The 14,671-nt window shown below is 63.2% G+C and carries 4 protein-coding genes, 1 tRNA gene and 2 pseudogenes; 3 read left to right on the top strand and 4 right to left on the bottom strand.

From position 1 onward, the window contains the following. The 3 genes from J7396_RS21880 to J7396_RS21870 form a co-directional block, all read right to left on the bottom strand. The coding region (locus J7396_RS21880) for a filamentous hemagglutinin N-terminal domain-containing protein (protein ID WP_209262129.1) at positions 1–9,109 on the bottom strand (9,109 nt) is incomplete at its 3' end. 70 nt (positions 9,110–9,179) lie between these two features. Further along, the gene (locus tag J7396_RS21875) at positions 9,180–10,880 is read right to left on the bottom strand and encodes a ShlB/FhaC/HecB family hemolysin secretion/activation protein (protein WP_209262128.1); all 1,701 of its coding nucleotides are present in this window, start codon (positions 10,878–10,880) and stop codon (positions 9,180–9,182) included. A 783-nt stretch (positions 10,881–11,663) separates the two neighbouring features. After that, complete coding sequence (locus J7396_RS21870) at positions 11,664–12,545, bottom strand: helix-turn-helix domain-containing protein (protein ID WP_230599671.1); 882 nt, start codon at positions 12,543–12,545, stop codon at positions 11,664–11,666. On the opposite strand from J7396_RS21870, the pseudogene J7396_RS22695 reads away from it, so the two are divergent. Together J7396_RS22695 and J7396_RS21860 are read left to right on the top strand one after the other, a co-directional pair. Further along, a pseudogene (locus J7396_RS22695) lies at positions 12,453–13,093 on the top strand (glyoxalase). The gene J7396_RS21870 and the pseudogene J7396_RS22695 overlap by 93 nt on opposite strands. A gap of 297 nt (positions 13,094–13,390) precedes the next feature. Further along, positions 13,391–13,942, top strand: coding sequence for a CPBP family intramembrane glutamic endopeptidase (locus J7396_RS21860; RefSeq protein ID WP_209262130.1), 552 nt, complete (start codon positions 13,391–13,393; stop codon positions 13,940–13,942). Positions 13,943–14,382: 440 nt separating this feature from the next. Here J7396_RS21860 and J7396_RS21855 read toward each other — a convergent pair. Beyond that, a tRNA-Arg gene (locus J7396_RS21855) sits at positions 14,383–14,459 on the bottom strand. A gap of 29 nt (positions 14,460–14,488) precedes the next feature. Here J7396_RS21855 and J7396_RS22690 point away from each other — a divergent pair. After that, a pseudogene (locus J7396_RS22690) lies at positions 14,489–14,671 on the top strand (hypothetical protein); the annotation flags it as partial.

The following is a 14,671-nucleotide window of genomic DNA, read 5'->3' as shown; positions in this document are numbered from 1 at the left end:
CGATCTGCGTCAGCGAGGTCTGGCCGCCGCCGACGATATTGGTGACGGGGATGCTGGCCTGGTCGACGCGCGTACGGGTTGCGTTCGCGCCCGTCGTGACACCGGTACCGGCGGCGGTGGCTTGCACAGGTGTCTGATCGACGCTGCTGCGCACCAGGCCACTGTCGTTGGACATCACCGGTGCGACCGACACCTTGACGATGCCGCCCGATGTGGCGAGCGTGGCGTCCTGCGTGTTGGCGCCGACGTGCGTGCCTGCGCTGCCGCTGGTGCCGGTGGCAACTTGGATACTGCTCGCGCCGCCGTTGGCACGGCCGCCCACTGCCTGGCCGCCCACTCCACCGGCGCTTTGCGCGGTGCGACCATTCAAGCCACCTTGTGCGCCTACACCACGCAGTGCAGCGCCACTGATAACGCGACCATCGCTTCCGACAGCGCCGTTGCTGATATTGGCGCCATTGATGCTGACGCCTTGGTTGCCGGTCATGCTGGCGCCTAGGGCGATATAGCTGCTATTGGTCGTTGAGGAGCTCAGCCTCTGGTCTTCTTCTTCGTAATAACAGACGACCTTCTGTCCAACCGGCTGCATACAGTCATTGGTGATCGCGGTGACGATATGTTCCACATCGCTTTGGCGAACCGTTTGATTCAAGGCCAGCGCTTGGTTGAGCAGCTGCTCGCTTCCCAAGAGCATCCCATCCGAGAGTCCGCCAAGACCTCGCTGGTTGGCAGCGAACAGGCCTGCTGCAGCGATTGTCGAGGCATTATTCGTGACGCTTCCCGACAACAGGATGTTCCCGCCCGCCGCGATGCGTCCCTCAGCGCTTGCCGAAGACAATTGCTCCTGTTGAATGACCCGATAGTTGCGATAAATTCCCGGCGCAAGCCCCTTGTAAGGATAAGGTGCCCGGGCTCCCTGGAGGTTCCTAATCGCTTTGCCTTGGATGAGTTCACCACCCGAATACACGCCGTCGTTGCCGGGATCGGTAGAGACGCTGGTGGTGTTAATCACGCGACGCCGATTATTGAGCTGCTGGGCCGCAATCAAAATACTGCCATCGGCCTCAATACTGCCCGAGAGGTTATTCACCACCCCGGTCCGCGAAACCAAGGTGCCACCACCATCCTGCGCACCACCGATGGCGATATTGCCCAGGCTGAAAATGCGCGCATCGCGATTGAGCAACTGATCGCGCACGATCAGGTTCATATTGCCGGTGGAGCCGAGCAATGCCGAACCGTAGGCAGCGTTGTCCGTCGCACCGCCAAAATCTGCGCCATTGACCAACGTACCGGTATTCACCGAGACATTGCCGCCGACGATGCTGCCGGTGTTGTAGACGCTGTTGGCAACAAGCGACAACGCCCCGTTGCCGGAAATGCTGCCGGCGTTGTCGATGACGTTGCCGCCGTTGAGGCGGGTATCGTTGGAGACGATGTTGGCGCCGCCGCGGTTGGTGATGCTGCTGGCGATGATATCGAGTGTGCGCGCCGCCTTGAGCGTGGACTCGTTGACCAGGTTGCCACCCACACGCAGGTTGAAATTGCCGTTGCTGACCAGGTCGGCGCCGGCGCGGTGCGTGTAATCGCTGCGCAGGGTCAGATCCAGTAGGTTTTGCGCGAGAATACTGCCGCCACCGTCGAAACCGACCGTGTCGATGACCACATCGCCGGCACCGCCGGTGACGCTGCCTGCGCCAATCTGGCCACCGGCATTGCTCAGGTTTTGCAGATTCAGGCGAACCGATTGCTCGGCCTTGATCTTGCCGTTCTGGTTATCGAGCGTGGCACCTGCGCGCTGCAACAGGAAGTTGGCGCCGGCATAAACGCTGCCGCCCTGGTTGTTCAAGGCATTGGTATTGGCGATCAGGTCGCCGCCTGCCACCAACTGGCCGCTCGTGTTGGCGATGCTGGCCGCATCGATCACCACACTGCCGCGCCCACCCAGATTGCCGTTGGTGTTGGTTAATGCGCCGCCGGTGGTGATGCGGGTCAGGCCACCGCCATTGTTGACGATGCTGCCTTGGGTGTTGTCGATCCGTCCAGCGGATGCAGTCAAGGTGTTGCCCGCATCGAGCTGGCCACCGCTGTTGAGCAAGGCACCGGTGACCGCCACATTCAGATCACGGCCGGCGCTGAGCTTGCCGGCTTGATGATTGTCCAACTGGCCCCGTGCAGTGATGCCGAGGTCGCGGCCGGCCTGCAGATTGCCGCCGGCACTACTGATGTTTTCTGCAGTGATCACGGCATCGGTACTGGCACCGATCGTGCCATTGCCATTGTCCAGACCGCGGTTCAATTCAACGCGTAGCCCCCCGCCCACGCCCGCATTGGCAATCGCCTGCACGGTACCGCCAGCATTGCTGAGGCTGTCGGCACGCAAGGTCAATGCACCGCCGCTGGCCTGAAGCAGACCGTTACGGTTATCGACCGTGCCGCTGGTTTGCACGTTCAATGCCCGGGCCGACACCGAGCCGGCCAGATTATTGAGACTGGCTGCGCTCACGCCTGCGTCGCCTGCCGCAGCGATGGCGCCATTCTGGTTGTTCAGGGCGCCGCTGGCGCCGAGTGTCAACTGGCCCTGCGTCAGGATGCGTCCGCCGCCGTTGCCGAGTGCACCGCGGCTGGTCACCGACAGCGTGCCTGCGCCGGCATGCTCGATACGGCCCTGCGCATTTTCAATGCTGGCAGCGGTGATGGTCAGATCCTGACCGTTACTGGCCAGCGTGCCGGTGGTGTTGTCGATGGCACCCCCAATCACCACGCGCGTCGCACCCGCGCCGCTCTGCACCAGACCACCGCCGACATTGCTGAGGCTGCCGCCGTCGATACTCAGCTGGTTAGCCTGAAGTTGCCCGCCGACAGTGTTGAGGCGGCCATTGTCGATAGCGCCGGCGGCCTGCACGGTGAGCGTTCCGCCCGCGAGCAGGTTGCCGCCACGATGATCGAGGCTACCGCCAGTAGAGAGTGCGACATTGCCGGTGGCACGCGTGGTGGTGCCAGCCAACTGCAGCTGACTGCCCTGCGCGGTGAGATTACCGCCTGCCAGCAGTGTGCCGGAGGCAGTGAGCTGACGATCGGCAAGCAGGCTGAGCGTGCTTCCGCTACCCAGGCTGCCGTCTGCGTTAATGCCGGCACCCACCGTACCGGTGATGCCGATCTCGCCTGCGCGAAGGCTTAGATTGCCTGCTGCGGTGGTTTGCCCGGCGTTGTCGATGCGCGCACCTTGCACAGCGACGGTCGTCCCGCTGACAGTGCCCTGCTGGCGTACGAGCGCATCACTGACCAGCGTGAGTTGTTGGCCCGCGACCTGCCCGGCAACCGTCAGGTCGCCTTTGGAGCGCAGGTCGAGTGTGCTGGCCGCGCTCAGATTGCCGCTTTGCGTCAGCGCACCATCGGCCTGTGCCGTGAGCGCCCCTGCTGAGGCCAAGCGGCCATCGAGCTGCAGGTTGCCACGACTGATCAATGCCACATCGCCACGCTCGCTGCCTAACTGGCCACTGCTGCTCAGCTGCCCTGCTTCCACACGCAAACCATCGCCGCCGATCAGATCGCCGCGGTTATCCACTGCACCGTTGGCGGTAACGCCAAGCCGCTGCAGGCCATAGGCCTGACCGGTCTGGCGTAGCGATCCGACACCAAGCGAAAGTTGGTTGCCGGCGCGCACGGCACCGGCATTGTCGAGCAGGCCAGCGATGGACAGCGTGGCATCGCCTTGCGCAAGCAGCACGCCCGTCGCGGTGTTACTCGCACTGGCAGCAGTCGCAGTCAGACTGCCACCGGCCGCGACCTGCGCGGCGTTGGTCAACGCACCGGTTGCGCTCAGCACCACGTTGCGGTCTGACTGCACCACACCGGCAACCGCCAGATCGCCGGTGCTGCGTAGATTGATGTCGGTGGCGGCAGCGAGTGCACCACGGCTGTCGATCGCTGCGCCGTCAAGGCTGATCGCGGCGCCGCTTTGCAGCACTGCCGCTTGCCCGGTCGCGATCTGCGCGCCACGCAGGGTTGCGTTCGCTGCGGATACCGCCTGGCCGTTCAACGTGAGTACGCGTTGCGCCTGCAGATCCAGCTGCGATGCCGATTGCAGCGTGCCTTCAGCAGCGAGATCGCGCCCGGCCTGCAGCGCGACGGACTGCGCCTTGAGCGAACCGGCCTGTTGCAGATCGCCGCCTGCGGTGGCTCGCAGCGTGGTGGCTGCTGCGACCACGCCCTGCAAGGTCATATCGCCCTGGCTGGTCAACGTCACGTTCGCCGCTTCGCTGCCGAGCTGGCCGCTGCTACGCAACGTATCCGCTTCCACCAGCACTGCATCCCTGGCGATGAGACTGCCGCGGTTGTCCAACATGCCAGTGACTGTGGCAGTCAACGCCTTGCCGGCGACGGCAGTGCCGCTCTGATCGATGCTGGATGCGGTGATACGCAGATCGCCGCCGCTCTGCAGGCTACCGGCGTTCTGCAGTGCACCTGTCGCCAGCGTGAGGCCCCCCGCTGCGGCAAGTACACCAGCTGCTGCGCTGTTGATCGAACCTGCCTGTAGCGAGAGGTCGCGGCCCGCGAAGACTTGGCTGGCGTTGCCGAAGGCACCGCTGGCGCTTAGCACGACATCGCGATTGGCTTGCGCAACACCCGCCAGGGAAAGATCACCGGCGCTGCGTACCGCAAGGTCAGTGCCAGCATCCAGCGTGCCGCGGCTATCGATTGCCGCACCGTCCAGGGTGATGGCGCCAGCACTTTTCAGCACCGCATCGCGAGCGGTCGCGATGCTGTTGCCACGCAAGCTGGCGTCGGCGCCAGCCTGCGCCTGGCCGCTCAAGCTTAGCGTGCGCTGTGCCTGCAAGGCCAGCGTGGAAGCCGATTGCAGGGTGCCACCGGCAACGAGATCACGGCCGGCCTGCAGCGCGACGATCTGTGCGCTGAGCGTCCCTGCCTGTGAAAGGTCGCCCCCTGCAGCGGCTTGCAACGTGGTCGCGGCAGATGCCACGCCCTGCAACGCGATGTCGTTCTGGCTGGCCAGTGTCAGCGCGCCGGTCACCGAGCCCAGCTGGCCATTACTGACAATGCTGCCCGCGGTGATGCTCAGATCCTTGCCGGAGACCAACTGGCCTGCATTCTCGAATGCGCCGGTAGTGGCGATCGACAGCGCGTCGCCGCTATAGACACGACCGCGCTGCAGCAGCGACCCGCTATTGAGCGAAAGGCCTTGCTCTCCATGCAGGCTGCCATGATTGTCCAATACCCCGGCAACGTCGACACGAAGATCGCGCTTGGCGCCCAGGGTTGCGTCTGACGCATTCATGGCACTGGCAGCCTGCACGCTCAGATCGCGCGCGGCGATCACTTGGGCACCGTTGTTCAAGTTACCTGCTGCGGTCAGCGCAATGTCGCGGCCGGCCTGCGCTACGCCGCCCAGCATCAAGTCGCCGCCACTGCGTAGAGTCAGATCATTCGCTGCATCGAGCGCGCCACGGCTCTCGATGCTGTCGCCTGCCAAGCTGATCGACGCACCGCCCTGCAGCACCGCCGCAGCGCTGGTCGTGATGCTTGCACCATTGAGCGTGGCATTGGCAGCACTGGATGCCTGGCCGTTCAATGCAAGCGTGCGTCGTGCCTGCAGATCCAGCGTGGATGCAGACTGCAGGCTGCCATTGGCAGTGAGGTCTTGCCCGGCCTGCAAGGCAATCGACTGCGCCTTGAGCGAACCAGCTTGCTGCAGGTCGCCGCCAGCCGATGCCTGCAAGGCAGTCGCGGCGGCGACCACACCGTCCAGCTGCATCGCGCCCCGGCTGCTTAATGCAACACTGGCCAGCTCGCTGCCCAATTGGCCGCTGCTGCGCAACGTGCCTGCATCGATCTGCAGCGCGTCCCTGGCGATCAGGTTGCCGCGGTTGTCCAGCGTGCCGGCGACTGTGCCGCGCAAGATCCTGCCGGCAGATGCACTGCCACTTTGATCGAGACCTGCCGCCGTCATCTGCAGGTCGCCGGCTGCCTGCACGCGGCCGGCGTTGTTCAACTGTGCTGCCGCGGTGAGTGCCACATCCCCATCGCCCGCCAATACGCCGGCAGCGGTGTTCTCCAGGCTATGTGCCTGCGCGGTCAAGGTGCGCCCGGCGAAGACCTGCGCTGCATTGGTCAGCGCCCCGGTAGCCGTCAGCTCAACATCGCCGCTGCCCTGCGCAACGCCCGCCAGCGTCAGGTCGCCCAGGCTACGCACACGCAGACCGCTGCCTGCATCGAGCTTGCCGCGGCTATAAATCGTGCCGCTATCCAATGCAATCGCACCGGCGCCCTGCAACACCGCATCCTGGCTTGTCGTCAGCGTGGCAGCACGCATGCTGATGTCGCCACCAGCCTGGCCTTGCGCAGCGAAGGTCAATGCTCGTTGCGCCTGTAGGTCAAAAGTCGAGGCAGATTGCAGCGTGCCGCTCGCGGTGAGGTCGCGACCGGCACGCAACGCCAGCGATTGCGCCTTCAGCGAGCCGGCTTGCTGAAGATCGCCCGCGGCGTTGGCCTGCAAGTTGGTTGCGGCAGCCACCACACCTTGCAATGCGATATCGCCCTGGCTACCCAATACGACGCCTGCAGCTTCGCTGCCCAGCTGGCCACTGCTGCGCAAGTGGCCAGCATCGATCTGCAGCCCATTGCGTGCCACCACATTGCCGGTATTGTCGAACGTGTCGACAACCGTTGCGGAAAGCGTGTTGCCGGAGCTGACGCTTCCACCCTGGGTGAAGGAATCGGCATTGATCTGCAATGCGTTGGCAGCGTACAGGCTGCCGGCATTCTCAAGCGCGCCGCCAGTACGCAGCTGCGCATCGCCGCCAGACGAGAATGCCGCGTCTTGCGCGTTGCGCAGGCTGGCTGCATCCACCTCCAGTGGACCAGCAGCGATCACCTTTGCGCTGTTATCCAGCGCGCCGACCGCTTGCAAGGTGGTACTGCCTGCGCTCTGCACGGTGCCGTCCAATGCCAACGCCCCAGCGCTGGCGATGCGCAGGTCGCCGCCAGCATCGATGACGCCGTCGTGGGCGACACTGCCGCCACGCAGTTGCAACGCGCCATCGCTGTGCAGTTGGCCGCGCTGATGCAGCGCGCCATCGGCCTGCAGATCGAGCGCGCCTGCCGAACGTACGACGGCATCGCTTGCAAGCTCACCTGCCACGGCAACCGTCAGCGCGCCACGCGTGCTTTGCAGCGTGCCGGAGAAGCTGGCATCACCGCCGCTACGTAAGTCGACGCTGGCCGCGTTCACGGTACCAGACACCTGGGCGCCGCTTGCGGCATCCATTGCTAATGCGCCGCCTGCGACGGTATTGCCGCTCAGGCGCAGATTGCCGCGACTGCGCAGCGTGGCATCGCCACGCTGGCTGCCGATATCGCCGCTGCTTGCCAGTTGCGCAGCGTCCACAGTCAATGCGTCGCCTGCGACAACGGTGCCGCTGTTGAGCAGCTGGCCGGTAGCTACCACTTGCGCATCGCGTGTCGCAGACAGGCTACCCGCAGTGGTGAGGTTGGCAGCCTGTAGCCGCAGATCGCGGCCGGCATACGCACTGCCTGCGTTGTTGACTGCACCGGCGCTACGCAGGTCCAGATCGTTGCCTGCAGACACCGCAGCGCGCTGTGCGATGTCGATCGACGCTGCGTTCAACGCAAGCGCATCGGCTGCGATCAGCTTTCCCTGCAGTTCCAGGCGCCCACCCGCGCGCACATCAGCCCCCTGCCCGGCTTGCGCCAATCCAGCCACACGCACGTTGCCATTGCCGTTGATCTGCAGCGCACTTGCCGCATCCAGCGTGCCCAGTGCGTCGACGGTATTGGCGTTCAGTGCAATCGTCGCGCCGCTCTGAAAGGTACCGGACAACGCAATCTGCGCTGCGCGCAGATTCGCGCTCGCGCCGCCATAGGCCACGCCACCACTGCGCAAGAGCCCATCGGCGCCCAGATCCAGGGCGCCGGCGGCGTGCAGGCTGCCATCGGCATTCAATTCCGAGCCGAACAGACGGATCGACCCCGCGCTACTGCGGCCAACATGGGTCACCCCACCACCGGCTTGCGCATCCAGTGCACCGGCGGCCACCAGGTCGCCTGCAAGCGTCATGCTTGCAGCACGCAGGGACACGTCGCCTTGTTGCGAGCCAAGCACTCCACGCTGATCGAGCGCGCCGGTGGCACGCACATTCACAGCATCCCGCGCGACGGTGGTGCCTCCCAGGCTCACTTGCCCTGCGCTGTCGATCTGCAGATCGCCACTTTGCGCAGCCAATGTGCCGCGGCTCACCACGCCGACCCCGGCTTCGGTGGCGATCAGGCGAATGCGTTCGGCATACATGCCGCCCAATTGCGCCACATCGATACCGATCGCAGGAAGGCCGCCGTCGGCACCTGGCAGGACGTCCAGCAGCATGCCGTCGTAGCTCACCCGTCCGGCACCAGCGGAGGCGACCAGCTCCTTGGTCCAGATCGAGCCGTCTACACTGAGCTGACGCGACAACAGATCCAGGCGATCCACATTGAATGCGTCCAGACCGTTGCGACCGATGCTCAGCGCACCGCCGGTGATGCTGAAACCGTTCAACGCACCATCGCTACCCAGGTTCGGCGTGCCGGTGGTCAGGGTGACGCGCGAGGTATTGAGAAAGCCGCAGCCATCGCAGGAAATGCCGTTGGGGTTGGCGATCACCAACTGCGCTTTCGCACCGGCGATCTCGGTATAGCCCTGCAGGCGGCTGCTGGCCGAGGTGACTTCGTTGAGGATCAGCGACGCGGCACCGCTACGCTGCAGGTTGTTGTTGCCGGCAACGTAACCGCCCAGCTCGGTCTTGGAGATCTGCGCACTGTTGTTGAGGATCAACCCATTCGGGCCGACATTGAAGTTGCTGTAGCGGTTGTGCGAAATGCCGCGTGCATTGGGCGCGACGATGTCCACCACCGGCACGCCATTGGCAGCAACCTGCTGGCCTGGCGTTTGCCCTCCAGGGTTGGCGGTTGGCGCAACCTGCGCCCATGCCGGAAACGATGTCCAGGTGATCGTGCAGCACAGCAACAGTGCAAGCGCCCGCTTGCCCTGCTCGGCCAGGTAACCACGCACGCGCATCGCTTCGTTATCCATCGTTTCTCTCTCGCCGCCTGTTGGCGTCATCAATCAACAAACGCGTAGCCGGCTGGCGACGCGATCCGTGTCAGAACTGGTAGATCACACGCACGCCATAGGCCGGCTGCGCACTTGCAAATCCGTCGGGGCGGTGGATCGCCCAACCGGCAAACGCATCGACGCTGGCACCGAACCAACCGCCACGCAGGCCCACCGCGCCGCCCACCAAACTGCGACCGCGCAGCCCGCTGGCGCTGGTGCCATCGATGCGGCCGGCGTCCAGGCCCAGATACGGGGTCAACCCAATCTGCTGCACTGGGAAACTCAAGGTATTGCGCCAATACGCGCCTTTTTCGGCGCCAAGCGTCGCTTCACCGTCGAAACCACGCACGCTGTAACGGCCACCAATGGTGACGAACTCGGAACCTAGTAGCAGTTCGCCGGCGGTCTGTGCACGCAGGCTGCTCTCCCACGCCATCGGTACCGGGCCCAGCTTGAACGGCAGCGCCGTGCTCACGTCCAGCGTGGTCACGGCATAGCGAAACGTCGGGAAGCCGACCTGCGGGTCGTAGCCGGTCCACTGGCTGTTAAACCACGGCGTGCCGCGCCGATGCGCCAGACGCATGTCCAGCTGCATCGCGCCCAGATAGCGCCGATGCGCGAAGTAAAACTCCGCGCTGCTGGTATCACGGCGCTGGATGCCGATCTCCACGCCATCCAGATAGCTGCGCGCACGCCGCCGGCCAATCACCACACCGGCCGAAGTCTTGCTGGTGCCGTCGCGATGCAGCACGCGCTGAATATCCAGCTGCGCATTGCTGGACTCGCCACTGGACTGGAAGGTTTGTAAAAAACCGTCTACGCGCTGGTGATAGCGGTACGACGATGCCGACAGCGCGAACGTCCACCATCCCCAAGGCAGGTTGTAACTCAGGCTGTTGCCGCGTGTGCCGCGTTCTTCGTCGCGTGTGGCCAGGTCATGGCTGTAGCCAATGCTGAGCAGATCGTTGAGCCCCAGTGGGTTATCCAGCGAAACGTCCAACCCACCTTGCACACGGCCGGTAGCCTCCACACCGGAATCGTCGGCGTTAGCCACACCGCGCCAGCGTCGCCCATGCTGCAGGGTGATCACCAGATCCGATTCGCCTGGTGCTTCGCCCGGGGCGATATCGATCTTTGCGTCCTGCGACGGCAGACGCTTGAACTGCTCCACCGCCTGCTCGATGGCACGCAGATCCAGCAAGTCCCCCCTGCGGAGCGGCAATGCCGTTTTCCAGTGCGCGCCTTCGGTGTCGGACACCACGCGCACCTCGCGCAAGCGGCCGGGCAGCAGTTCCAAACGGAGTTCGCCACGCGACAGATCCTGTTCCGGAACGCCGATGCGCGTGGTGACCAATCCGCGTGCGACCAACTGATCCAAGGCGCGGCGCCGGATGATGTCGATGCCGGCACGCCCGATGCAGCGACCTTGGTAACGGCGCAGAGACTTCCATAACCACGCAAAGCGCGTTGCATCATCGCCTGCGCCCGACAGGCGCAAGCGGGTGATCGAAAAACACAAGTCTTCCTTGGGCAGCACGGTGCTGCGCGCGTCCACGCGGTCGGCGTCCTCGCGCGGGCCGGCAAAGGGCGCTTGGCGCTCCTGTTCCTGGCGACGCTGAATCTCCTCGGCCTGGCGCAATTGCTCCTGCCGATCCAGCGTTGTCGGTGCCGACTGTTGTGCAGCCGCCAGCCCGGCGACTGCCCACAGGCAAACCGCCAGCGCCAAGGGCGCCGATCGCATCCACATCTGTCCTGCCCCCTGTGCGGCGGTCGCGCTACTGCACGCCGTCACCCGCATCAGCGTGCCTGGCCACCAAAACGGCGGCGCCACCCTTGAGCACGCTGAGTGCGGTGCGACTGTGACGGAATGTTAAAAAACGGTCAATGCGCAGTGTCGGGGAAACCCTGTAAGAAAAACCCGAGCGTCAGTGTTTTGTGATGAAAATCACTAAAAAACGGATCCATTGATTGTGAAGGCTCCGAGTTACGTCGTAAAAAGTCAAAGCTTTTGACCTCAACGTCTTCAAACGTGCCGCCAATGGGATGCGCTCTCGGATGTCCTGTGAGGCGTATGAAGGACTACGCGCGTCGCCACTTGGTTGAATTTTGATGAAGTGCGCAATGCCGCATTGGATCTGAGGGATAAGCCGGCCTACTTTAGTTCGCTTCGTTCGCCGTGTGCGTGGCCCAGGCGCACCGCGCTGAAGTTGGGCCTGCACTGAATCGTGCCTTCACACCGCTCACCTCATCCGCCTAGACCGAGCAACGACGCGGCCGGCAGAGCTACACGGACGCCCCAGCCATCTACGAACAAGTCTTGCTTGCCAACTCGCGCGACCAAGGGGCCAGCACAATGCACAGCCTCATGCCCAGCGAGCTGGGCGTCGCGCCGCTTGCTGCAGATCAAGCGGCGGCAAAAACCGCTGGCCAGGCTTGAAAAGTGGTGAGGATGCGGCCGCTGGGACCGCTGTGAACTTCAAGAATTCACTTCTGAATCTGACTCATTGGAACTGGGTGTCCCAGTCCGTTGTCATTGATCCCATCCGCCCGGCGCAGTTGGGACGCGGATGGGAATTTGACACGCCAATTCGAAATGCTCGGCACCGTGCGCGTAGGGCAGACCCAACCATGCCTCGAACGCTGGCAGGTCTGTCGGCAGATATCCGCTGGCAGGCAGCCATGTATCGCGGACCCAACCAAACGCGCGCATTTCCAGCGCCAGTCCTCCCCGTATCACGACCTCGGCCACCTTCATGGGTGGAAATCGGAAAACGCCGATCTCACCGCAATGACGCCCATGCGTGACCTCGACCGCGACGTCGTACCGGCAATCCGCTGCAGATGCCAGACGAGGTTGATCCCAGAGGTAGCCCAACCACTGATGATGCTCGACGCCGGCGTCTCGTGCCCATGCCACCAAGCGCATGGCTGCTGCTTGGACGGAGCCTTCCTCAAAGGGGCGGTGCACGCGAAGGTACTGGACCGTCCGCTCCGGGAGATCGCGCAGCGTGACCGAAAATTCCTGCGCCTGGTCTGCAGCGCTGCCGCCGAGGCCCGACACACCTGCCAAGGTGTCGTCCAGCGCACGCCGACGGCCGGCCAGGCACGTCTCAAGATCCAGTTTTCTTGGAGAGCATCCAAAGTGTCTTCGGAAGTTCCTGGAAAAATCCGATAACGACGAAAATCCCCGACCCAGCGCGATGTCTGTCAAAGGTTGACGATTGCCTTGGGAAATATCGCCCAGCGCATTTTCCAGGCGTCGGCGCAGCACGAATGCATGCGGGGTTTCGCCCATGACGGCGCGAAACATGCGCTGAAAATGGAACGGCGAAACGCAAGCCGCACCTGCGATCAGAGGCAGCGACAGCTGCCCGGCAAGGTTGACCTCGATGTAGTCCAGCGCACGGTTCACGCTCTGGACCACGGTAAGGGGCACCCTTTCGTTGATCGGCATGTGCGCAAGATCCGACAAGTGGCTGCAGTGACGATGCTATATCTTGATCCCGTGGACAATACGTTTTCCATCAGGGCTGGCAGCGTTGCCTGCCATTCAATCCAATGACGAAGGCTGGCAAGGGATCAGACATGCACGGAGTGACAGGGATCGGCGGAATCATCATCAAATCCAAGGACGCACCTGGATTGCAACGGTGGTACGCGGCGCAGCTGGGGATCGAGGTGCAAACGTGGGGAGGCACAGTGTTCGACACCAGCGCGGGTGTGGAAGGCGCTGAAAACGCATTGGCCTGGGCTGTTCACGACGAAACAAGCGCCCAATTCGAGAACACCACCGCCCCGTTCATCGTGAATTACCGGGTCAACGACCTGGAGTCGCTGATTGCCAAGCTCAAAGCTGCGGGCTGCCGCGTGTCAGAGAAGATTGTGAAGTCCGAATTCGGCCTGTTTGCCTGGGTCATCGACCCGGACGGCAATAAAGCGGAATTGTGGCAAGCGATTTGAGAGCTGGCGAGATCACTGAAAAAAAAAGATCGGAGTGCGCATCGATCTTGCATATACCAAGTCCGCGCTGAGACAAGTGCTGAAAAGTCATCGTGTCGTTTGGCACGGTCTTGCCGACCGACAGCTCGCTACTATCAAACGCCCGTGACGTATCCGGTCGACATGTCTCAATCAAAGTGGTCTGCTCTTGCTAGTCGCAATGCCCCGTCCGTTCTAAGCCATCCACTCGCCAGGCTGGCGATGATCTTCGTGGTGATGGCGCTCGCCTACTTCCCTTGGCTGCCCTTTCCTTGGCGCATGCCAGCGGTTGGCCTGATCGGGGCCGCACTTGTGTGGCAAGAGACCCGCAGCCGTTGGGCCTGCGGCCTGAGCTGGCAACGGTTTGGTCCAACAGTTGGGTGGACAGCTATCCTGGTGCTGCTGGTCACCGCTCTCATCACGCCAATCTTTCAGCCGCTCATCGACTACCTGACAGGCACGAAGACCGACTACAGCGCCTATGGCGCGCTTCGTCATAACGCACCGGCTGCACTGCAGCTAATCGGCTCTGCATGGATCAGCGCAGCCATCGGTGAGGAGTTGGTGTTTCAGGCATTTTTGATGCATCAACTGGAAGCCTTGTTCAAGCGCAGCAGTCTAGGTCGCCTCACCGCAGCCATTGTCGGAGGTGTCGTGTTTGGCGCCATGCATGCGAGCCAAGGCATCTCGGGAATCGCGCTGACGGGTATCGTCGGCGCAGCATTCGGCTATGCGTATCTGCGCTCTAACCGCAATCTGTTGGCGCTCATCCTGGCACACGGACTCGTCGATACCTGGGGCGTCACGACGCTCTATCTTGGGTGGTATTGACCGCCCCATGCGTTAATGCCCGCGCGGTAAATCAGGCTGCGGCACTGGAGCGTTCGATCATGTCCAACGGCTGCGACGTCGGGCTCGGTATTGCCATTCGTGCATGGCGGCATGGCCTATCAACTTCGAGCGAGCAAGCGCGGCAGCGGCGGCGCCCTCGACCAGAGCAGCACCTTGCCAGATACCGTGGCCCATCTGGGCGAGGCGAGAGTTGACTTGCTCGATGCCAGCCGACCACTCCTACGAATGTTCTCCCATCTTGCACATCAGCCATCGATTGCTGGTGACCCCGGCCCGATTCGAACGGGCGACCTTCCCCTTAGGAGGGACAACGTCGCTAGACTAAGACCCAAGCAGCACAAGGCTTTGCGTGGAAGTCCAGCCTGACTGTGGCAAGTCTGTGGTAACGACCGGCCTAGTCATGCCGATTATCAAAAAAGTGGTGACCCCGGCTGGGTTCGAACCAGCAACCTCGTCCTTAGGAGGGACGCGCGCTATCCAATTGTGCCACGGGGCCATCTGTCTAAGGATACAGGGAGACGCTAAGTGAGCAAAGCCAAAACAGCCGCCAAGCCTGGGCGCACCAAGACCTTCAGCGGCACGCTCCCACGCGGCATCAAGGCCTCCCAGGCCGTTAGCTCGGTGGCGGGAGTGACGCTCAGGACGGATGGGCAACTCAGGTGGGAGGCGCGCATCCGAAGGTCCCTCTGTCGACTCCCCGCAATTCAA

Source organism: Xanthomonas sp. A1809, from assembly GCF_017746015.1.
Taxonomy (GTDB): Bacteria; Pseudomonadota; Gammaproteobacteria; order Xanthomonadales; family Xanthomonadaceae; genus Xanthomonas; species Xanthomonas euvesicatoria.
Note: the sequence above shows the minus strand (reverse complement) of the source record. Positions and strands in the feature narration are given on the sequence as shown.

Excerpts from the sequence above, each read along its gene's own strand:
- J7396_RS21875 (WP_209262128.1), bottom strand. The coding sequence starts at position 10,880 with ATGTGGATGCGATCGGCGCCCTTGGCGCTGGCGGTTTGCCTGTGGGCA.
- J7396_RS21860 (WP_209262130.1), top strand. The coding sequence starts at position 13,391 with ATGCCAGCGGTTGGCCTGATCGGGGCCGCACTTGTGTGGCAAGAGACC.